Annotated in this window: 23 protein-coding genes and 2 pseudogenes; 11 read left to right on the top strand and 14 right to left on the bottom strand. The window is 59.1% G+C overall.

Annotated elements, in window-relative coordinates:
- Positions 1 to 701 (bottom strand): annotated as a pseudogene (locus H4I99_RS22675) (extracellular solute-binding protein); the annotation flags it as partial.
- On the opposite strand from H4I99_RS22675, the pseudogene H4I99_RS22670 reads away from it, so the two are divergent.
- Positions 701 to 835: pseudogene (locus tag H4I99_RS22670) on the top strand (IS3 family transposase); the annotation flags it as partial. The pseudogenes H4I99_RS22675 and H4I99_RS22670 sit on opposite strands and share 1 nt — an antisense overlap.
- 103 nt (positions 836 to 938) lie before the next feature.
- Here H4I99_RS22670 and H4I99_RS22665 read toward each other — a convergent pair.
- Both H4I99_RS22665 and H4I99_RS22660 read right to left on the bottom strand, forming a co-directional pair.
- Positions 939 to 1,649, bottom strand: coding sequence for an autoinducer binding domain-containing protein (locus H4I99_RS22665; RefSeq protein WP_163897135.1), 711 nt, complete (start codon positions 1,647 to 1,649; stop codon positions 939 to 941).
- Positions 1,650 to 1,881: 232 nt separating this feature from the next.
- On the bottom strand, positions 1,882 to 2,655 hold the full coding sequence (locus H4I99_RS22660; RefSeq protein WP_163897137.1) for a response regulator transcription factor: 774 nt from the start codon (positions 2,653 to 2,655) through the stop codon (positions 1,882 to 1,884).
- A 150-nt stretch (positions 2,656 to 2,805) separates the two neighbouring features.
- Between H4I99_RS22660 and H4I99_RS22655 the strand changes: the two genes are divergently transcribed.
- The 6 genes from H4I99_RS22655 (at position 2,806) to H4I99_RS22630 (ending at position 7,239) form a co-directional block, all read left to right on the top strand.
- Positions 2,806 to 3,012, top strand: coding sequence for a hypothetical protein (locus H4I99_RS22655; protein WP_163897139.1), 207 nt, complete (start codon positions 2,806 to 2,808; stop codon positions 3,010 to 3,012).
- A gap of 170 nt (positions 3,013 to 3,182) precedes the next feature.
- Positions 3,183 to 3,503 (top strand): hypothetical protein, encoded by a 321-nt coding sequence (locus tag H4I99_RS22650; RefSeq protein ID WP_163897141.1) that lies wholly within the window; start codon positions 3,183 to 3,185, stop codon positions 3,501 to 3,503.
- Positions 3,504 to 3,698: 195 nt separating this feature from the next.
- Positions 3,699 to 3,977, top strand: a complete 279-nt coding sequence (locus tag H4I99_RS22645) for a type II toxin-antitoxin system TacA family antitoxin (protein ID WP_163897143.1) — start codon at positions 3,699 to 3,701, stop codon at positions 3,975 to 3,977.
- Positions 3,974 to 4,498: a GNAT family N-acetyltransferase gene (locus tag H4I99_RS22640; protein ID WP_163897145.1), complete on the top strand. Its 525-nt coding sequence runs from the start codon at positions 3,974 to 3,976 to the stop codon at positions 4,496 to 4,498. Before H4I99_RS22645 ends, H4I99_RS22640 begins: the two co-directional genes overlap by 4 nt.
- A gap of 666 nt (positions 4,499 to 5,164) precedes the next feature.
- A complete protein-coding gene (locus H4I99_RS22635) occupies positions 5,165 to 5,881 on the top strand; it encodes a winged helix-turn-helix transcriptional regulator (RefSeq protein ID WP_163897147.1) in 717 nt (238 codons plus the stop codon).
- The gene (locus H4I99_RS22630; RefSeq protein WP_163897149.1) at positions 5,878 to 7,239 is read left to right on the top strand and encodes an amidohydrolase family protein; all 1,362 of its coding nucleotides are present in this window, start codon (positions 5,878 to 5,880) and stop codon (positions 7,237 to 7,239) included. The genes H4I99_RS22635 and H4I99_RS22630 overlap by 4 nt, the downstream gene beginning before the upstream one ends.
- A 69-nt stretch (positions 7,240 to 7,308) precedes the next feature.
- Here the strand turns inward: H4I99_RS22630 and H4I99_RS22625 are convergent, their stop codons facing one another.
- The 3 genes from H4I99_RS22625 to H4I99_RS22615 all read right to left on the bottom strand — a co-directional run bounded on the left by H4I99_RS22625 (position 7,309) and on the right by H4I99_RS22615 (position 10,335).
- Complete coding sequence (locus H4I99_RS22625; RefSeq protein WP_244625256.1) at positions 7,309 to 8,676, bottom strand: MmgE/PrpD family protein; 1,368 nt, start codon at positions 8,674 to 8,676, stop codon at positions 7,309 to 7,311.
- Positions 8,677 to 8,686: 10 nt separating this feature from the next.
- Entirely contained in the window at positions 8,687 to 9,790 is a 1,104-nt protein-coding gene (locus H4I99_RS22620; RefSeq protein ID WP_163897153.1) for an ornithine cyclodeaminase, read from the bottom strand.
- A 155-nt stretch (positions 9,791 to 9,945) separates the two neighbouring features.
- Positions 9,946 to 10,335, bottom strand: a complete 390-nt coding sequence (locus tag H4I99_RS22615; RefSeq protein WP_163897155.1) for a helix-turn-helix domain-containing protein — start codon at positions 10,333 to 10,335, stop codon at positions 9,946 to 9,948.
- A gap of 150 nt (positions 10,336 to 10,485) precedes the next feature.
- Here H4I99_RS22615 and relB (H4I99_RS22610) point away from each other — a divergent pair, with 150 nt between their 5' ends.
- The gene (gene relB, locus H4I99_RS22610) at positions 10,486 to 10,704 is read left to right on the top strand and encodes a type II toxin-antitoxin system RelB family anti-toxin (protein ID WP_163897157.1); all 219 of its coding nucleotides are present in this window, start codon (positions 10,486 to 10,488) and stop codon (positions 10,702 to 10,704) included.
- A 17-nt stretch (positions 10,705 to 10,721) separates the two neighbouring features.
- On the opposite strand, the gene H4I99_RS22605 is transcribed toward relB (H4I99_RS22610), so the two are convergent.
- From H4I99_RS22605 to relB (H4I99_RS22570), 8 genes are all read right to left on the bottom strand, one after another.
- Complete coding sequence (locus H4I99_RS22605) at positions 10,722 to 11,570, bottom strand: carbon-nitrogen hydrolase family protein (RefSeq protein ID WP_163897159.1); 849 nt, start codon at positions 11,568 to 11,570, stop codon at positions 10,722 to 10,724.
- On the bottom strand, positions 11,567 to 12,220 hold the full coding sequence (locus tag H4I99_RS22600) for an RraA family protein (RefSeq protein WP_163897161.1): 654 nt from the start codon (positions 12,218 to 12,220) through the stop codon (positions 11,567 to 11,569). Before H4I99_RS22600 ends, H4I99_RS22605 begins: the two co-directional genes overlap by 4 nt.
- 26 nt (positions 12,221 to 12,246) lie before the next feature.
- A complete protein-coding gene (locus H4I99_RS22595; RefSeq protein ID WP_163897163.1) occupies positions 12,247 to 13,113 on the bottom strand; it encodes a TauD/TfdA dioxygenase family protein in 867 nt (288 codons plus the stop codon).
- Between the two features lie 119 nt (positions 13,114 to 13,232).
- The gene (locus H4I99_RS22590) at positions 13,233 to 14,321 is read right to left on the bottom strand and encodes an ABC transporter ATP-binding protein (protein ID WP_163897165.1); all 1,089 of its coding nucleotides are present in this window, start codon (positions 14,319 to 14,321) and stop codon (positions 13,233 to 13,235) included.
- Positions 14,318 to 15,121, bottom strand: coding sequence for an ABC transporter permease (locus H4I99_RS22585; protein WP_163897167.1), 804 nt, complete (start codon positions 15,119 to 15,121; stop codon positions 14,318 to 14,320). The genes H4I99_RS22590 and H4I99_RS22585 overlap by 4 nt, the downstream gene beginning before the upstream one ends.
- A complete protein-coding gene (locus tag H4I99_RS22580) occupies positions 15,118 to 16,017 on the bottom strand; it encodes an ABC transporter permease (RefSeq protein ID WP_163897169.1) in 900 nt (299 codons plus the stop codon). The genes H4I99_RS22585 and H4I99_RS22580 overlap by 4 nt, the downstream gene beginning before the upstream one ends.
- Positions 16,018 to 16,027: 10 nt before the next feature.
- A complete protein-coding gene (locus H4I99_RS22575) occupies positions 16,028 to 17,074 on the bottom strand; it encodes an ABC transporter substrate-binding protein (protein ID WP_163897171.1) in 1,047 nt (348 codons plus the stop codon).
- A 386-nt stretch (positions 17,075 to 17,460) separates the two neighbouring features.
- Positions 17,461 to 17,703 carry a type II toxin-antitoxin system RelB family anti-toxin gene (gene relB, locus H4I99_RS22570; RefSeq protein WP_164490829.1) on the bottom strand — a complete coding sequence of 81 codons (243 nt, stop codon included), beginning with the start codon at positions 17,701 to 17,703 and terminating at the stop codon, positions 17,461 to 17,463.
- A gap of 109 nt (positions 17,704 to 17,812) precedes the next feature.
- Here relB (H4I99_RS22570) and H4I99_RS22565 point away from each other — a divergent pair, with 109 nt between their 5' ends.
- The 3 genes from H4I99_RS22565 (at position 17,813) to H4I99_RS22555 (ending at position 20,589) form a co-directional block, all read left to right on the top strand.
- Positions 17,813 to 18,703: a LysR family transcriptional regulator gene (locus H4I99_RS22565; RefSeq protein ID WP_163897175.1), complete on the top strand. Its 891-nt coding sequence runs from the start codon at positions 17,813 to 17,815 to the stop codon at positions 18,701 to 18,703.
- 587 nt (positions 18,704 to 19,290) lie between these two features.
- Positions 19,291 to 19,764 carry a hypothetical protein gene (locus H4I99_RS22560; protein ID WP_163897177.1) on the top strand — a complete coding sequence of 158 codons (474 nt, stop codon included), beginning with the start codon at positions 19,291 to 19,293 and terminating at the stop codon, positions 19,762 to 19,764.
- Positions 19,765 to 19,875: 111 nt separating this feature from the next.
- Positions 19,876 to 20,589 (top strand): hypothetical protein, encoded by a 714-nt coding sequence (locus H4I99_RS22555; protein ID WP_163897179.1) that lies wholly within the window; start codon positions 19,876 to 19,878, stop codon positions 20,587 to 20,589.
- The last annotated feature ends 15 nt before the right edge of the window (positions 20,590 to 20,604 follow it).

Raw genomic sequence — 20,604 nt, 5'->3', positions numbered from 1 at the left:
CCGGACACCCAGGCCTCCTGGCTCGACTTCTCCAGGAAGAAGTCGATGAACTTCAGCGCGGCCTGCTTGTGCTCGGCGCCGACGGGAATGCTGAGCGTGGCGATCAGCGGGATGGTGCCTTCGCGCGGACGTACGTAATCGACCGGCAGGCCGGAATCGACCAGTAGCTGCGCACGCCCGTTCCAGAAGGGCATGGCCCAGACGGTGCCGTCCTTGATGTAGCTTTCGAGGATGGCCGACGATTGTTCGAAGCCGATCGACTGGCGGGCGACGGCAGCCATGGCGGCAAAGCCCGGATCGAGATTGTCGATGAGACCGCCGCCATTCATCACCGACATCACCTGCAGGAGGTCGAGCGCCATGATGTTCTGGAAGGTCGGCAGCACGACGCGACGCTTGAGTTCGGGCGAGATCAGGGCATTCCAGCTGTCGGGGGGCGAGAACAGCCGGTCTGTGCGGTAGAGAAGGGACATGTATTGCAGCTCGTGCACGGCGCCGCAGGGACCGGCAACCTCGGAGATGCGCGGCGAGATCGCTGCAAGGTTCGGCACGCGACCGCTATCGAGCTTTTCGAGGAGACCGTCCTGACAGCCCTGCAGGGCCTGGGAGGCGGTCATGACGACGACGTCGAAGCCGGGATGGCCACCGGTCGCCTTGATCTTTGCATAGTCCTGGGAGGATGAGCCGACCGCGTCATAGACGCGGCTCGCAATATGTGTCCATTCGCTATTCCGAACGGCTGGCGGAAGCGGGCATCGAGCCGTCTGTCGGGAGTGTTGGCGATTCCTATGACAACGCTCTCGCTGAAACGATCACCGGTCTTTACAAGGCCGAGGCCAAACGCACATGATGGCATGTGCGCCCGGTCCAGCGAAAGAAGTCACTCAGGTTCCCGGCCGGCCTAACGGAACAGGATCAGAGGTTTCGACGAAACGGCCTCAGATCAGCTTCCACCTTGTTGCCACAGCGGTTGCCTGCGACAAGGTAATGGTACCGAGCTTCTTCTTGGCAGCCTCGATATAGAACCGGACCGTGCTGTACTTCAGTCCTTCCATCGTTGCGATGTCCTCCATGGATTTGCCTTCGGCCGACCAATAAAGGCATGTGAGTTCCTGATGCGTCAGGTTCGTTGTCGGGCGTATCACTCCGTCCACCGCCGTGTGAATGAGTTTGTTATGCACGAAGGCCGCTGCGGCAGCAGCCCGTATCGGGTCCAGATCGTTGCCGTTGGAGTCGTGAGCAGGGCGCGATGATGACAATGTCAGGATGCCAAGCTTGCCATGGCCGGTTTGGATCGGGACAGACAGGCCAGAGCGAATGCCGAAGTCGACGGCTTCGTCACAGAATTTCCGGATGTCCCCGTTGCCGTGACGTCGATCCTCGTCGACCGACCAGGAGAAGGCCTGCATCTGCGCCCTGGCGGCTTTGACGACCGGATCAAGGCGGGCATAGCCGCGGTCGAGGTAGTTGACCTGCCATTCCCTGGGATAGTTGGTCACGACAGCCGGGTTTTCTCCGTGCAGATGGAGGTAGGCGAAGCCATTGAAGCCATACGACCGGGTGATGCGTCCCAGAGCCTTACCAAAGGATTTCTGGTCCGAAGCGGTGGCGCAGGCCTCGCTCAAGCGATTGAAGAGCAGGTTTTTCATGATTGGGTTCCAGTTCGGTGCAAAACGGGACCATTCGCCGGCGCGACAGAACGTCTGGCCGGGCGATGAAATCATCGGTTCCAAAATGTCTCGTGATGAAAGTGACTGCATCCATAAAGTGCATCGAATTGCGCGTTGGATGCAATCTCATGACGTCATCCGCAACAAAACTTCACAAATGCCGGCACGTTCAGGGCTACCCGCCATCGGTCGCGTCACGCGATCGATCAGGTCAGGTGAAGACCACCTTGGCCGTCATGAGGTAACCGCCGAGCCGAACGGTTTTCAGATATTGGGGATGATGGGGATCTTTCTCGATCTTGTTGCGCAGTCTGTTGATGTGCACATCGATGCTGCGCACCACCGGTTTTGCCACGCCGGCAAACATCAGCGCCAGTAATTGCTCGCGCGACTGGACCTTGCCCGCATTTCGGCACAGGGCAACCAGAAGATCGAACTCGGCGGCTGTTATCGTCACGATCCCTCCTCCAGGATTGATCAGAAGACGATGTCGCGTATCGATACTCCAGCCGTCAAAACAGATCATGTCGCGTCTGTCGGGTGGAGATATGGCATACGAAGCCCTCCGCAGAAGGCTGGCAATACGCGCAGTCAGTTCCTGAGGGCCGGCGGTGTCCGGGATGCAGTCATCAGCCCCGGCATTCAGGCAGGCTATGCGAAGCGCGACATCGTCGGGATCGACCAGCAATATAAGTGGTACGGAGTTCAACAGGCGCAACTCTGCACAAATGGCTGGACTACCGGCGCCAAAGACTGCGGATTGCCCTATAACCATGTCATGACGCCGGGACGCGGACTGCGCCAGCAATGCTGCAATATCCTGCACCACAGTCAGCCTGGCCGCATCGCCGACCGCGGCCTTGATGCGCACGGCTAACATGCGGTCATGCGCGACAATCAGATAGCTCGCAGCCGATAACAACCCTGATGGCACGTTCTCCTCGCGAGGCGGACGAACTCTACAAGCGGGCGTTGCAGCGGTCATCCGGCAGTCTTCGATTACCGGCCTGCCTTGCAGCACCGTGGGTGCGTATCCCAAGACTGAGTAGGGCAACTTCCGACGCCTCTGACAACTGGCAAAACTGCCGGGGTTTTCGTGAACCTGCCGACTTCGATGTAAAAAACGACTGACGCAATGCCTGTTGCGGGTTTCGTGGAGACTGAATCAGGGGACAATGAAACGGGAGTGCATGTATCAAAACGAAGGAAATTTGGCCGCGAGTACAAGCTAGAGGCGGTGAAGCCGGGCGAGAGCGCGGTGTCAGTGACGCGCGGCCAGATGAAGCCGGAACCTGAAATCCTGAGAAAGGCCGCTGCCTATATTGCGAAGAGCGTGAAATGAAGTTTGCGTTCATTGCAAACCCCGTGCGACCCGGCCCCTCTTGTCATTGCTTCGCAATGACTGCCGGGCAAATGGTGGCGTAGTTCTACGAAGCCCCGGGTTCGTCGCGTTCCACGCTTTCATGCTTGGCTGCAGCTTTTTCCAAGCCGACACACCCGGTAGCGGAGGTTTTGCTCGGCAAGATCATCAAGGATGCATTCAAGGAGAGCGATTGCTCCTACGGCGCGCTGCGCGTCTTGCACGACCTTGTCGCCGAGGGCCTTTTTTATGGTCTTCATCGCTTCAGGCGCCTCATGCACGACAAGACGCGCTACGCAGCTAAATTCCGAGCACCACATCGAGAGGGGGACTTCGGATCGGAGCAATACCGGCATCCCCCGAGGCGGTATAAAAACAAACGTCTAACGCAGCGCGGCGAAGGAATCTGCCTCCAGCTCCTCGATAAAGAGAAATCGTCGGTGACGGTGGCGCGGTTGATAATATTTCGCTGAAAGCGGCACCTAGGCGATATGGGGGTGGTGGACTGTCGGTGGACTGGGACGCCTGTCCGTTGATCTCTCTACCTTGCCCCGGCGCAAATTCTACCGTCACGATGACAACGCTTCGGATTGTACGCCTCGAAGGCGCACAAAAATTGACAATCAGTGCAAGACTGCATTCGTTATTAATAATAGAAGGAGGCTGGAATGCCGAGCATAGCAAATGAAAATAACGAGCTTGTGAGTTTAAGAATTCCTGCCGCAGCTAAGGCTAAGCTGGTCCGCGCCGCTGCGCTTCGCAATATCGACCTGACCAATTTCGTCACACAGTCCGCACTGCGTGAAGCGGATGCCGTGATCGAGCAGGCTGAATCGATCAAAGTCTCTGAGCGGGATTTCTTGCGCATTCTCGATTTACTGGAAAATCCGCCAGCACCCAATGAACAATTGCGAGCTGCCGCACGTTCTCTGCCCAAGTCGATATGACGGCCTGGCATGAAGAGGCGATCGGCAAGCATCACGATCGCAAGAATTTCGATTGCGGCGACCCTGAACTGAACCACTTTCTGCAGAAATACGCCCCACAGAGCCACGATCATGGCGGATCAAAGACCTTTCTTGCTGTCCGTGATGACGCCAGCAAGCAAATCTTGGGCTTTTGCAGCCTGACCCCACCGTCAATTGATCCCGGCAAGGTGCCGGTTGCTGTACGTAAGGGGCTTGGGCAGCATGAAGTGCCGGGCTTCCGGCTGACTCGCCTTGGCGTCGATCGACCCCAACAAGGAAAAGGCATGGGCGGTCAACTCATGCTGGCGGCAGGCAAGCGTTGCTTGCGGGCAGCATCGGAAGTCGGCGGCGTTGTGTTGGCTATCGATGCTAAGAATGACAGGGTAGCAGAATGGTATCGGACCTATGGTGCGATACGGCTTGTCGATTCCCCGCTTTCTCTGGTGATACCGCTGGCGACCATTCCGGAAGCGCTGAAAGCCGCTGGACACACGCTGTAATACGTCATTCACGTGAGCGGATATTCAGGCTGATCTATTCCTGCTCCATGACAGCGATTTTTCATTCACTGCAAACCGCTCAGAGAGTTCGATTGGTCGCTCTAGAAAAATTACAGCCATGTCCGGTCGACGGTCACGCGGCCGGTGCAAATCAAGATCGGCCGGCATAATAGTAAGGGCTCCGATCGGTTAAGGCAGCGCGCGGAAAGCATCAAGCCTGTTCAGGGAAATGCTTCAAACAGAACACGATGACATGGTGACCCTTTGCAAAAACTGTCGCCCATCACTCTGGCAACGAACGAATTCCTGGACAAGCGACGATGGCTGTGGATGTACCAGTGTCATCTCGGTTTTGATGCAACTGTTTGCCTCGGCTTATTTCTTTCCCAGCCGTCCATCCTGGAGGAATTGGCGCCGTTCGGACCAACCAACACCAGATCGGAAAGGACGGGTTCAAAGCCCGAATGCTCGCCTTAAATACTCCGTTGGGTTTTGAACACCACACGCCGAAGAACCGTAAAGCCACGATCACAATAATTCTTAATATTGATTTTGCTGGGAAAGTTTGATCGGAGGGGATCTCCGTGGGATGCTTCCGGCGATCAAATCCGGAAATCCTATCTGGCTCTTCCGTTTGAGTTCGTATCATTCTCGGGTTGAACGCCAATGAAACCCCTGGTCATCATCAGTTCGAGCGACAAGGAACTGGCACCCCTCATTCGCCACGTGATCGAGCAGGACGGGTTCGCCACCGATTTGGCTCAAAAAGCCGCGGAAGCCATCAGCATGATCGGCAGGGGCAACGTTCTCGCAATCCTGATCGACAGCAGGCTGGCAACTCGGCAATTCTACGAAGCAATCCGTGGAGTCCCCCACCCGAAGCCCGGGGTGATCGAACTGATTGAGCCCGGGGCCGGCTCCACATGCACGAACATTCCTGGAGCGGCGACTGGCATGTTGCTCGAGCGTCCCGTGGACCCAGGACAGATCCTCGACACCTTGCGACGGATGGGGGCTGAAAGAACGAACCGCGACGCGGCAAGCCGACGCGTCTTCTACAGCGATCTGGAAATGGACGCAGTCAGCCGTCGGGTTTGGCGATCGGGCAGGAAAATCCAACTGACGGTCATCGAGTTCCAGCTTCTCCGTCTGCTGATGGGCGAGCCAACCCGCGTCTACTGCCGCCGGGAGCTGATCGGTGGAGCCTGGCCCGCCGGCATCCATGTCGAAGACCGCACGGTCAATGTCCACATGGGGCGATTGCGCCGTGTCCTGACCCGAGACGGAGAACCCGATCTCATCAGGACCGTTCGCGGCGTCGGTTATGCGCTCGATGATACGGCGACGGAAGATCCCGACAAGGCGGGGAGCTCGACGCGATGAGACAGGGTCAGCCAACGCTTCTCGTCAACGCGACCGTTGTCACCGGAGACGGCACGACCATCTTCGAACGCGGCATTATCCGCATCCGCGAGGGGGTCGTCACCGAGGCGCGGGAAGGCGACAGCACTCCGGCACATGACGAATTGATCATCGATGCCAACGGCTGCACCATCATTCCCGGAATCATCAATGCCCATGCCCACGGCTGCACCTATGGCCCGTCGATGCCGAGCGGCTCCCGCCCGTTTGTCCCTGAGGAAGTGACTTACCAGAAAAACAGGCATCTGCTCTCAGGGACGACAAGCCTCGTCAATGTCTGCGGTCTGGCACTTCCCGACGAGATTAATCCGGCGGGCGATGCTCATCCGCTTCAGGTCATCATCGCAACCGCGCACACTCCGGCTAACATCGAGGCAGCCCTGGCAGTGGACGGCAAGGGGCTGGGAAGACGTCACCGGACGGCGCGCATCGATGATCTCATCGCCGCCAGGGTCAGGATCCTCGGCGAAGCCGGTGGGGGCCAGACGCTCGGCGGTGGCGCCCAGGACTATCGTTTCATTCCAGACGCGATCCGTGCTGCGACAGGCCAGGAGGTCCATCCGACTGCAGCCCGGCGTCTGAAGGAGGCCGTGCTCGGCCGCCATCTCGACGGTGTCGGTTGCGCAGATGACGCCGGCCTTGAACTGTTGTTGAGTGAGCTTGCGCTCGGGGACCACCTCACCGCGATCCGGCTTCGAGATCTTGTCCGGGAAACGGTCATGCCGCCGGTAGAACTTGCCCTTCAGGGATTGCGCGAGGTGGCGAAGCATTCGGCCCGGCTGCGGCTGCCGGCGATTTTTCACAATGCGGTGCCGACGGCACCAACACTGCTTGCGCTTGCCCGGCGCCATCCCGCGGCACGCATGATTGCGGGGCATTCCAATCATCCATCCTTCCTGCCGGAAGAGGCAGTTCATTATGCGAGGCTGCTTCGCGACGCAGGCGTTGTCATCGACGCCTCGACACTCGACTGCATCTCAACCCGCTGGCGAAACGACGCCAGCAATCTGGACGCGCTGATAGAGGCCGGACTGGTCGATACCCTGTCGACGGACTTCGCGGGCGGAGACTGGGACAGCATTCTCTCAGCCATCCAGCGCATCGTGCACAAGGGACAACTGCCGCTGCCCGCGGCAATTGCACTTGCCACCGGCAATGTCGCGAGATCGATCCCGGAAGTTGCCGGAGACCGGGGTATTCTGGCAAAGGGCAAGCGGGCTGACATCGTGGTCTGCGAGAGCCACAATCTCGCCCGCGTGCGCCATGTCCTGATCGCAGGACGTGTCGTGGTGAAGAATGGCATGCTATTGGGTCCATAGAACGGCCGATCGAGATCGCCGGGAGTTCCGGTCATTCCCGATCAAAAACATCGGGGGTATTCAGGCTCGTCAGGTGTAATCACGAAAGAGCAGGCGATCCCTCAACGCATCGAGGAGTTCCCCCGCGTCTCCATCGCCAACGCGCTTGACACCGTCGATCAGAGCCTGCTGCTTTTGCGGCCCGATGACATGGCGAGTAACGAAGCGGAACTTCTCCGTGATCCCTTCCTTAGACATCGGTCGCGCGGGATCTCCGAGCGGGTCGACAAGACCTGTTTCGAAGCGCGAGCCATCGACCATGACGACCGCCACCCCTGCTCTTGTGCGGGCGGGAAAGTCCCGCTCGGCCTCCCGGTCAACGGTCAGGCTCACTTTTCGGGCTAGGTCCGCGATGTCGTTGCGGCCGAGCAGGCCGGCGGTTGCCGGCGCGAGCGACTGACTGCCTTCGATCACGGCGGCGGCAAGGCAATATGGCAGGCTGTACTGGAGGGAGACGAGAGTTTCCGGCTCGCAGTCGTTGTCGAGCCTGAGCGCCCAGGAAAAGGTCGCGACATCGATTGCGGCTATCCGTTCGGATGCCGGCCGATATTGCTGCATGACGTCGTCCAGCGCGTCGAGAGCCGGGTGAATGTAGCGGCAGCAGGACCAGGGCTTGAAATAGGTGTCCTCGATCTTGAAACGCTGGCCGAGACCGGACCGGATGCTCTCATCATCGTAGTAACCGGAATGGTCGAGAAGATCCAAGGGACCGGTAAAACCCTCCATCGCCAGGAATAGGGCCTGAACACCGAGTGCCGCACTCCAGGCAATGCCTTCCTTCACGTCATTGCCGGTCATCCGTGAATATCCCGAACTGCCGTTGGCCTGCTGGTTGGGCGCAAGAACGCCGGCGATCGCCAGTCCCTGGGCGACCTTATCCGGCACGACGCGATAGAGGCGCCCAAGGGCTGCAACCGTGGCGAAGGATGCCCATCTGCCGGTCTGGCGCGTCGCGATCCCTTCGGGGTTCTGTGCAGCGGCAATGCGGACACCGATCTCATAGCCTGCCACGATCGCCGGCACGACGTCACGTGTAGCTGTCCTGCCCGACACGTCCGCCGCCGTCAGGACCGCCGGGATAATTGCAGCACCGGGATGCCCCCTTGCCGCGCGGTTGCCGTCATCAAGGTCGAGCGCGCTTGCCGCCGCACTGTTGGCGAAAACCGCAGCTAGCAGGCTCGCCGTCCGTCCGGTCATCCAGATGGAGGCCGATCCCGAACCAAATGTATTCCCGGCCGATGCGCGAATGGCGACTGGGCCTGGCTGACCGTGCCCGGCGATTGTTGCGCCTAGGAGATCAACAATGCAGGAAGAGACCATCTCCCTGGTCCTCAAGGGCAGGGCATCCAAGGAAAGCCCATGCGTGTAGTCGGCAAGCACTCGCGTCAGATGGACCAAAGCCGCCTCCCTAGTCGCCCGGCCCACCGGCTCCTCGAAACACCTCGTCGCTTTCGCCGCACAGCCCGAGATATTTCTCATAGGTCGCCTGGACGGCATAGAGATCAAGCATGGGCAGGCCGACGCAGGTCACACAGACGGGTTCTCCCGGCATCGCCTTCCAATCCTCACTTGCGGATAGCTCGCGAATGCCAAGCAAGGGACCGATCGCATCGAGAGCCAGGCCCCGACGGGAAAAATAGAGCGAAAGGCTCTGGGAGTTTCGACGCGCAACCGTCTTGAGATCGTCGCAGACGAGCGTACCGCTCCGTAGCACACGCTGAAGATAGGGCTCCGGCACCTCATCCCCTCCGAGATGAAGCGTGACAGCTGCCGGGTGAAGCTCCTGATCCCGAAACACCGGGGCAGCCGCATTCGAGGCCGTGACGACGAATGCGCAGGCCGCAAGCTCGGTATTGTCTTCGACCGCAACAAGCTCAGCACGAACTTGACCTTCCAGAGACTGCACCAGCCGGATCGAGGTATCGACGGTTCGGCTGCGGATGAATATCCGCTCGATCAGGCCACCGGCGACATGATCGAGGGTCTCGATCACGCTGCGGGCGACAGGCCCCGCGCCGAAGATGAACACGGAAAACCGGTCTGGGCCGGGGAGGAAAGCTTGCTGGACGATCGCCGCGTAGGATCCTGTTCTGGCCGCCGAGATCGCCGTCGCATCGAAAATAGCGATCGGGCGCAGGCTCAGCCTGTCCATCAGGATATAGGTGGAGGTCGAGCGCGGCAGGCCGAAGCGGCGATTGAAGGCATTCGCTCCGATAATCTTCACACCGGCATACTGCGAGCCGACACTGTAGAGGGCCGAGAGCTTCCAGCCGAGACGCTCTGCGGAAAACTCCTGCCTGAGGGCGCCGAAGCCGGACGCATTCCAGAACAGGTCTTCGGGAAGAGACAGCACGCCCTTTCCGCCCAATGCGCAACCGGCACGGATATCCTTCCAGGCCGACTGGAGGGCGCCAAGCATTTCTCCCGTGGTGAGTTCGGCGCCGGCCTCACGCAGTGCGGAAGCCGAAATCACCTCGAGCGGGATCGTTCTTTCCAGTTCCGGTACGACCATGCGGTTTCTCCTCCCATATCCAGCCCTGAAACAGGTAATTGCGACAGCGCCAGCCTATGCCGGTCAGGTCGGAGGAAGGGGCGAAGTCTTGGAGAAGTTTCGGCAAAGAAACGGTAACGGAGCAGGCTGCGAGCACACGCCCCCTTGCGCAAGGGTCACTGTTTGCCCGCGATCGCCCTGACGAGGCCGATGACATGACGCCGGACACGGAGGTCTGTAATGCGACTGAAGGCAAGGTTGAGCTCACGGCCTTCGGCGGTGCCGAGAAACCCTGCTAGGGTCCTCCCATCGACCGGCATGGTCACGCCCCTCGATAGCAGTCCTGACAGCCCTCCAAAAAACCAGTCCACGTTAACCTCGAACACGCCTGCCATCCTCGCGAGGCTTTTAGGCGGCACCCGCGTCTTCGCCCCCTCGTATTTCTGGACCTGCTGATAGGAAAGCCCGATCCTTCGTGCGAGCTCGCGCTGGCTCATGCGCAGCGATCGGCGCCTCTCCCGTATTCTCATGCCAATGGCAACGTCGATGGCGGTGATCTTCCGCATGCTCCCTCGGGCCTTCGCAGCGACCGTCGAGGGTCCGGTCTCCGGACAGGCGCCTTGCCGATACAGGGCTGCCTGACCGGGAACCGTCCCTCCCGCATTTACATATTATAGTTGATAAACTTCATTCCGATCGACTGCCATCAGTTGCGCATGGATATGCGCAAATTGGTTGGCCGGAACTTTGCGCGCCTGCGTCGGGAAAAGGGCCTGACGCAGGAGGAGATCGGGGCGCGTTCAGGATTTAGCCAGCAATATCTGAGCGATCTCGAGCGGGGACGACGTAATCCAACCATCGTGACGCTCTATGAGCTCGCACAGGCCCTCGGCGTCAGCCATATGGATCTGCTCAGGACCGACGATACGCCTTAGATGGCTGCCGGCCTGCCTTATCGTGCCTCGACGACCTCCATCCCGTCCAGTCTGACACGATGGCTTGCCATCGGAATCCCCTCCCTGACCTGGCGTATCCGTTCGCGATCGAGAACCGCGGTCAGAACCTCCGGCGTATTTCCGGCACGAGCAATCACATGCCCCCACGGATCGCAGACCATCGACTGCCCGAAGGCAAAACGATCCTCGCCATCTGGCCCAGGATAGGAACCGCATTGGCCGCATGCCACGAAGTAGGCTTGGAATTCGATCGCCCGGGCGCGACACAACACTTCCCAGTGATCCTTTCCCGTCTGCCGGGTGAAGGCTGCGGGCAGGATGAAGACATCGACACCGAGCGATGCGAGGCGATCGAACAGCCGCGAGAAGCGAAGATCGTAGCAGATTGCGCAGGCGATCCGCAGACCGCCAACTTCATAAATGAGCAGGCTGTCTCCGGGTGCAACCGTTGCCGACTCCAGATACTGCTTGCCATCGGGCGCAATGATGTCGAACAGATGGATCTTCCTGTAGAGGCCAACCTGACGGCCGCTCGGCGCGAACACCACCGTGGTGTTGAATATCCTGGGGTCACTGAGGTTTCGTTCGAGCAGGCTTCCGGCATGGATCCACACCTGGTGCCTTTCGGCGAAGCGTCTCACCAGTTCGTAGGCTGCACCGCCCGGCACGAGATCGGCGGCTTTCTGCCGCTCGGCTGGCGTTCCACCGGTCCAGTCGAAATGTTCCGGCAGGACGATGAGATCGGGCTTGCCGAAGGCCACAGCGAGGTTGAGGAGCCGCGCGACTTCGGCCAGATTATGGTCGCGGTTCGGCTGGGAGTTCATCTGGATGAGGGCGATCTTCACGAGGCGGTCTCCTGTTCAAAGGCGAATATCGAACGACCAGCGGCCAGATGCGCACGCAGCCGGGTCGATCGCTTCTGCCGCGCGACAGCGGTAAGGGCGAGATCGTGCATCAACACACGGTCGGCGACGAACACGCCCTCGCCGTCGGCAAGGACCGCATAACCCGGAAGAACGGCCGCCGCACCGCAGGCGACAGGCCAATTGACCGAACCACCGATCCGGAAGGCCCGGTTCGTGGTCTTGGCCGATACGCCGCGGCACCAGACTGGAAGACCGGCCTCGATGATCTCGGCGACATCGGTACAGGGACCGTCGATGACGATGCCCACAGCCCCTCTTGCCTTGGCGGCCGTTGCCACGCCGCCACCGACACAGGCGATGTCGTCACGGTCGACACGGGAGATCACAAGGACATCCCCAGCCTGGAGGAGATCGATGGCGCGGTAGATGATCGAACCGTCGCGACCGGGGGCCGCGACGGTGACTGCCGATCCGGCGATCGCAGCCGGAAAGACGGGGCGGATATTGTCGCTGATGAAGCCGAGATGCTCGATATGGCCAATGGTCGCCGTTTCCACGTCGCCAAGCAGCCGGACGAGATCGGCCGGCAAAGAGGGGTGGCGCTCCGCCACCCGGTAGGTTTCTGTCATGGTGTTCAACCTGAATGTTCCGACGTTCAGACCGGACGCTCGCCGGCTGTCGTCGTCCGGTGCATGATGCGGATGTAGCTCGGGTCGAAGGAATCCCGGCGATGCATGGTGCACCGGTTATCCCACATCATGATGTCGCCCTCGTCCCACACCTGCACGAAGACATCCTCCGATCCCGTGGTGTGATCCCATAGTTCGGCAAGCAGGGAGCGGCTTTCATCGAGTGGCATGCCGACGATCCAGGACCCTTCGATGGTTCCGCCCAGATAGAGCGCCTTGCGGCCGGTCTCCCCATGGTGACGGACAAGCGGATGAACGATGCCGCTCCACTCCCGGAAGTCCTGACTTTTCGGCTCGCTCCTGCCGAGACGCAGCTTGCCGGTCTTGTCGTAGACGTTCTGGAAGAAGATCTGCCGGCCGTCGATTGCCTTTGCGACGGCCTCGGGAAGGGTCTCGAAGGCGCGGTATGTCGACAGGAAATAGGTGTCGCCGCCGGTCGGCGGAACCGCGATGGCGCGCAGGATCGCGCCCGCCGGTGGACGCTCGTAGAACCAGGTGTCGGTGTGCCATGTCGCCTCACTGTTGCCGAGCGCGCCGCTCGGCTTGCCGTCCTTCATCTGATTGCTGATGACGAGGATCTCCGGATGGGTGGGATGACCACCTTCCTGCAGTTGTTTCGGGTGAATGACAAACTCCCCGAAATGCCTCGAAAAGCGCACCTGCTGTTCATCGGTGATATTGGCTTGCTTGAAGCGCAACACGCCGTGCTGGAGCCACAGCCGCCGGATTTCGGCGATGTCGCGTTCATCGTAACTGGCGAAGTCGAAGCCTTCGATATCGGCGCAGACATTGGTGTCTTTCTGCACCGCACTGATTGTCCTTTTCATCAGCATTTTCGTTCTCCTTGATGATGTCTCCACTGCGGGACAGGGACAATGATGGAGACAAGATCTCTCGGGTTCCAATAGAAGTGGCATGAGATTGATACGGGATATCAATCAGTTAATCGGCGTCAGCTAGCGAGGATCCGGACGTCGTCGGGATCGATCGCGAGGAGCACGGTGTCGCCGACGGGCGGCAGGAGACCGGCAAGGCTGGAGCGCAGGATGGTCGAAAGGACGAGGTCCGGCCCAAGCTCGACACGGAGCTCGAGATGGGCTCCGAGATTGACGACACGGCGAAGCGTGCCCCAAAGCAGGTTGCGATCGTCACCGCCGCCATCCTCGCCGGGGGAAAGAAGCTTGATATTCTCCGGGCGGACGCAGCAGAACCTGTTTTCCAGCAATGAACCGTCCCCTTTTGCCCGCACCAAAGGGCCGCCGGCACCAAGGGAAAATTCAAGATAGGAAGATTTGAGCGAAGGCTCTGCGATCGGCCAGATGTTGGATCTGCCGATAAAGTCCGCAACGAAAGACGACTTCGGCTGGCTGTATATCTCCGACGGCGCGCCTTCCTGGGCGACAGAGCCATGCCACATGACGATGATCCGGTCCGACATGGCCATCGCTTCCTCCTGGTCATGGGTGACATAGACGAAGGTCATGGCGAGCGCTTCCTGGATCTCCTTCAGCTCAACCCGCATCGCTTCGCGAAGCTTGAGGTCGAGATTGGATAGCGGCTCGTCCAGGAGAAGCACCGAGGGACGCGGGGCAATCGCTCTGGCAAGGGCGACGCGCTGCTGCTGGCCGCCGGACAACTGCCTGGGATAGCGGCTGGCGAACCCCTCCAGATGGACGCTGCGCAGCGCGCCATCCACGGCGGCTTCCGTGTCGCTCTTCGAGGTCCCGCGCATACGAAGGCCGAAGGCGACGTTTTCGGCAACTGTCATATGGGGGAAAAGCGCATAGTTCTGGAAGACCAGGCCAAGGTTACGGCGCTCCGGTGGAACGCGGACCTGGCTCTTGCCACGGATCCGGATGTCACCGAGCGACGGTTCGTTGAAACCGGCGATCATGTTGAGCGTCGTTGTCTTGCCGCATCCCGAGGGCCCGAGAATGCTGACGAATTCACCCTTCGGGATCTGGAGGTTCACGTCCTTGACCACCGATACGGGGCCGAAGGACTTGCTGACGGAGACGAGTTCGATGTCGAGTGTGCTCATTTGCTGCCACCATGCAGTTGGGCGGAGAAGCCGCCGATCTTTTCGAAGAGGAAGATGGCCGCGAGGATGAAGACCATCGACGCGACGTTGACCGCAGCCATGACCGGATCGAGGCTGTATTCGAGATGGTTGATCACCGCGATCGGCAGGGTCGTATCGCCGGGACGGACGAGAAAGACCGAAAGCGGAATGTTGTTGAAGGAGATGATGAAGGCGAAGGTGACGCCGGAAAGCAGTCCCGGCTTGACTATGGGAAGCAGCACGTAGCGCAACCGCTGGAACTTGTTTGCCCCCAGGATCCGGGCGGCTCGGTCGAGACCCCGGTCGAAATTGGCAAGCGAGGTCGCGACCATGCGGGTGACGAAGGGAAGTGCCAGGACCACATGGGCGGCGATCAGCGCCGGCGTTCCGAGAAAGCCCTGCAGGCCGAGCTGCGACAGGAAGAGGACGATCGCCACGCCCTTGACGATCTGCGGCACGGAGAGGGGCGCCAGCAGGAAGGACATGATCGCCTCGCTGCCCGGCACTCGCTCATGGATCACTGCATAGGCGGCCAGCAGGCCGAGAACCCCGCTGAGGGCGGCAACGATGACGGCGATCCGGACACTGAGAAGGAAAGGATCGATCCAGCGGGCGGAGGAAAGCTCTCCATACCAGCGCAGCGTCCATTGCGCCGGATCGAGCGATATCTCAGAGGAGGGGCTGAGCGACGCGGCGATGACCACGATCAGCGGCAGGGTGATGAAGGCCAGCACCAGGGCGAGGGCGAGCCAGAAGATTGCGGAGGTCAGCCGGTTCATGACAGGCCTCCCTCGCGGCCGGCGAGGATGGCGCGGCGGCGGGTTTCGAAGCGGATACCGGCATAGGACACCGCCAGCATCATCAGCAGGAGCGCATTGGCCATGACGGCGGCAAAGGGCCAGTTGATGTGGAAGAGGACCTGTTCCGAGATCATGGTGGCCAGCACCTTGAAACCCGCACCGCCGAGAAGGGCGGGCGTCGCATAGGCGCTTGCCGCCATGGTGAAGGAGATGAGGAGCGAACTGACGATGCCGGGCACGGAAAGCGGCATGACGATGTGGCGGATGACGGCAAGGCGCGAGGCGCCGAGCATCTGACCGGCCCGTTCCAGGTTCGGATCTATGCCCTGGATGCTGGTCATCATCGACAGGATGCCGAAGGGCAGGACCACATGGGTGAGACCGACAACCACGGCGAAGAGGTTCTTCGACAGGTGCAGGGGCTCGCCGATCAGACCAAGCGAGATCAGCGCGTCATTGATGAAGCCCCGGTCTTCCAGGATGATCAGCCAGCCATAGGTGCGAAGGACGACACCGGCGAGTTCGGGCGCAAGCGCCAGCGCGAAGACGAGCGTCCGGGCAGGGCCGGAGGACCGGGCGAGGAAATAGGCGACCGGATAGCCGAGAGCGGTGACGCTGAGGGCGACGAGCAGCGACATCAGGGCGGTACGATAGACGCCCGCAAGCGACAGCCCGTCCGTGAAGAAACGCTGGTAATGGGCAAGGGTCGCGGTGCCCGAGGCGACATCGGCAAAGCTCACGCCGACCATCAGCCCCATGGGCAGGGCGAAGAAGAAGATGAGCACGGCAATGGAGGGCGAGAGGATCGCATAGGCATGCGACCTGCCGCCCCCGCGGTTGCGTACCGCAGGGAGGTCAAGGGTCAGGGTGGTCATGACTGTCCTTTCAGTTCGCCGCCGGCACGACGTCGCGTTCCCAGCGATCCGCCCATTCCTGCAGATGCCGCGCGACGATGGTGAGGTCGGGCAGGATGAGGGCGTCGAGATCGGCCTCGGAGGTGATCTGCCGGGCGGCGAGCGCCTCGGGCACGACGATGTCGGTGCGGGCGCTGCCCACCTTGTAACCGGACACCCAGGCCTCCTGGCTCGACTTCTCCAGGAAGAAGTCGATGAACTTCAGCGCGGCCTGCTTGTGCTCGGCGCCGACGGGAATGCTGAGCGTGGCGATCAGCGGGATGGTGCCTTCGCGCGGACGTACGTAATCGACCGGCAGGCCGGAATCGACCAGTAGCTGCGCACGCCCGTTCCAGAAGGGCATGGCCCAGACGGTGCCGTCCTTGATGTAGCTTTCGAGGATGGCCGACGATTGTTCGAAGCCGATCGACTGGCGGGCGACGGCAGCCATGGCGGCAAAGCCCGGATCGAGATTGTCGATGAGACCGCCGCCATTCATCACCGACATCACCTGCAGGAGGTCGAGCGCCATGATGTTCTGGAAGGTCGGCAGCACGACGCGACGCTTGAGTTCGGGCGAGATCAGGGCATTCCAGCTGTCGGGGGGCGAGAACAGCCGGTCTGTGCGGTAGAGAAGGGACATGTATTGCAGCTCGTGCACGGCGCCGCAGGGACCGGCAACCTCGGAGATGCGCGGCGAGATCGCTGCAAGGTTCGGCACGCGACCGCTATCGAGCTTTTCGAGGAGACCGTCCTGACAGCCCTGCAGGGCCTGGGAGGCGGTCATGACGACGACGTCGAAGCCGGGATGGCCACCGGTCGCCTTGATCTTTGCATAGTCCTGGGAGGATGAGCCGACCGCGTCATAGACGACGGAGATACCGGTCCTTTCCTCGAACGGTTCGATGATCCTTTCGCGGATGATGGCTTCGTAGGGGCCGCCATAGCTGTTGAGGATCAGGGTTTCGGATTGAGCCTGGTCGGCAAGTCCATAGAAGGCAAGGGGGAGGAGCGCGACGAGGCATCGCTTACGTTTCATGGCAGGTTCTCGCTCTTTTCGTGTTGTTCCCGAAGCGAGAGTGACGCCTGCGCATCACAACGTCTAATAGCGATCACAGGGGATTCATGCGCAAACCGAATGAGTGCATGGCCTCGGGCAGACACCCGCCATCAAGACCATAAAGGCAGCCCATCCAATGGAACAGTCTCTCAAACAAACCCAAAAAGACGAGCCACAAGCAGAACAATGCCGAGGGCTGCAATCAGCCACAGGAAGACCATAAAGATGACAAGCGCTGACCTTGTGATCATCCCGCACTCTCCGCGTATGCCGTTACATCTGTGGAGACCAACTCGTTCACCATGGGGGAGACCGGCCTGGCCGTCGTTCAACTATGTCTAGACACTCCGCGCAGTTCGGAATGCTCACACATGAATTGAAACCAGCAGATCCAGTGCCTCGTGCGGATCAAATTGTAGAATTTCGGCGATAGCCAATAACTCTACGACATCCACTCGGCGCTGCCCGCTTTCCAATCGCGCAACAAACGATTGATATTCGCCAAGTCGTTGGGCGAACTCCACCTGCGTGAGACCGAGGGTCTCGCGCCGTTCGACCAGGAAAGCTATCAGCGCCGTATGCCTTGGTGTTCCGAGAGTCTTTGCCACAATACCCACCTCGCTGGAGATGGGGACTTCAATTATATCTGAAAATCAGTTATCTTAAATTCAGATATTTTCTTGCTGCGGGGGCTTTCCGCAGAGGAGGCCCAAACTCATGGAAACTCGTCAGCTCTCCTATTTCGTGGCCGTTGCCGAGGAACTGCACTTCGGCCGGGCGGCCATGCGGATGAATATCGCTCAGCCGGCGTTGAGCACCCAGGTACAGGCGCTGGAGAAGCATCTCGGCGTGCAACTGCTGCTGCGCTCGACCCGCAAAGTCGAACTGACGAGGGCAGGGGAGGTCTATTACGACCAGTGCCTCAAGATCCTGTCGGAGATTGACCTGTCGGCGGAGCTTGCCCGATCTGCCGCGGGAAGGACATCGCGCCATATCCGCATCGGCACCGTCTATCCCGCCACTACCGGCATGCTGCCACACTTCCTCGGAAGGATCGGCCGCAAGTATCCCGATATCCGCATGCATATCACCAGTGGCTCGACCGGCGACATCATCCGTGGCCTTGAGAACGGCCGCATCAATCTCGGCTTCATCCGCCCCGTCGAGAACATCGGCTCCCTGCGCTTCTTCTCCATTGCCCATGAACGCTATTTGCTGGCGGTGGGGCGGGGCAGTCCGCTGGCAGAACTTGACGAGATCGGCATCGAGGATCTGCGGCAGGAGAAGATCATCGCGTTCTCAAGGGTGAACCTTTCCTACACGGAGCGCTACTTCTCGGAGAAGTTCGAGGAACATGATCTCATCGGTAATATCGCCTATACCTGTGACGACACCTTCTCGCTCGTTTCTCTTGTCTCGGCCGGTCTTGGTGTCGGATTTGCGCCGGAATGGACACGCGATCTTCCGAACCGCACCTTCGAACTCAAGCCGGTGAAGGGCATCGACTTTCGCATCGGACTTGGTGTTGCCTGGAACAAGGAAGACCCGACGGCCGCACGCGATGACATCATAGACATCGCACGAACATTTGCGCGGGCCGGCAGGTGAGGGGAGAGAACACTCGGACAGGAACGCGGGGAAAAATTGGCATGGTGGCAACAGTTGCACCCGCCTTCACCTCATGCCAACAGTTCCTCGCTGGTGACGATATGTCCGCTTTGCGCCTTCTCATTTCGGTCGTGAACGAGCACACTGCCCACAGATGAAAGCGGACATCGTTCGCGGTGAAGTCTCGTCGCCTTGGCGCCAGGACGGGCCATTCTCATTAGCCGCAGACAAGCGTCCTTGGGGGGGCAGGTAATTTTTGGAAATTTCCAGAACGGACTATGAGTGCCGCCGACGACAACGTGTCCAACTTAACGACATTGATAAAGAAGGGAAAACACTCCGTTTCTTGGGAGGTTTTAGGAGCTTCGGTCAGATATCTCATCAATACCGATATATATGGCCAGTCCCATCGGTTGATTAATGCCAACCCCTGCTTGTCACCATTGAGAGTGTCGCGCCACGAACCGTGACTCATTGCGAGAGTACCGCACTAATGTTGAGGGAATTTTGCGAGCCAGATATTTCAATTCAACCAAAAGATGATATTTTCTTGGAGGTCAACCTTTAAACCCGAGTAGGGACCCGAAATGGATAAAATTGAAGCTGTTGTTCAGCACGTTTCTATATTTAGATTACGTAGCATCTACCTAATTGGCGTCCTGTATGAATTTGAGGCAGATAATCAAGAGGGATGCCTAGATATCATCATCAAAGGCAACAACATTGCGTTTTGCATTGATCCGGCAAATGGCCCTAAAAAGGGCCGCACGGCCATCACTTCTACAGTCGTGCATATTCTGCCTGAATCAAATGCTATACCAGCGTTCAACGTTCAAAAAGGCAACAACGTTACGATAACGGTGCCGGTGTTCTCCTTGGAAGATTCAGACCAGTTAAAAGTGGCTGGTGAACTGCTTGGGCTTTTCCCGCCTGTGCGCCAAACTCTTACGATCTCCCCTGGAACGAGTGGTGATTTACCGGCAGATTTAGCCGCGGAGCTTGGCATCGGAGAGGTGAAAGCTTCGGTTGCCCGTGATTGGGGTTGGAGAGGGTGGTCATAGCAGAGCCATCGGGCGAGCCGCAGCTTCGCCGCAAGGTAGAGCCTGCGACGCTTGCCCACACGGTTTCACCGAAAAGTGGAGTGAAGTCCCTGTCGACACGGAGGAGCCCATTTGGTCGATGACTATACATACCACGTTGATACCGATAAATTTCTATTTTTAATCAATGACCTGATTGCTGCGAATTGGGTGTCGAGCATTGACACATACAAGACTGATGAATCGCTTGTCGATGCTTTTATGGAAATTCATCAGGTATTTTTACATAGGCTTAACCGCCAAGAAAAAGGCTTCCTGAGGAGCGTAAGCATTTCTCATCTGGCAAAAGTAGTGCGGGGATGGATAAATTTATACAAGCGTACTTTAAGCCTCCTGCGCTACCAATTTCCTAGGCAGTCAACAACCAGAGACATGGTTATTGGAGGGTTCAACTGGTCTGAAAGATTAAAAATTTCAGCAGGAGGTTTGCTACTGATAGATCATTCATCGAGATATGCCGAATTTTGGGCCGAGAGATCGATAAACACAAAGGATGGATATAGTAGCTTGAGTTCCCGTTTGGCATTTGTCGGGAGCTGGGCATACAACGAATATGCTCAAATGGTTCGCAAAGGAGAGTTGCTAGTATTGGATGGCTTTAGCAACGGAGTTACGTCCTACGACATGATGATCTTTATCGATGGGATCAATTGCTCTGTGGAAGATTTTTTATGTGAAATAAAAAACAGAGATTGGCGGCTGGAGCGTGGAGATGAGGAGGCCATAGAGCGTCTTCTCGAAATTTACTCTAATATGAATGGTAAGACTGAAACCATTAGCCGCTAGATTTTTGAGAGCAAC

Origin of the sequence: Paenirhizobium daejeonense (assembly GCF_014280875.1) — a bacterium.
GTDB lineage: Bacteria > Pseudomonadota > Alphaproteobacteria > Rhizobiales > Rhizobiaceae > Allorhizobium > Allorhizobium daejeonense.
Note: the sequence above shows the minus strand (reverse complement) of the source record. Positions and strands in the feature narration are given on the sequence as shown.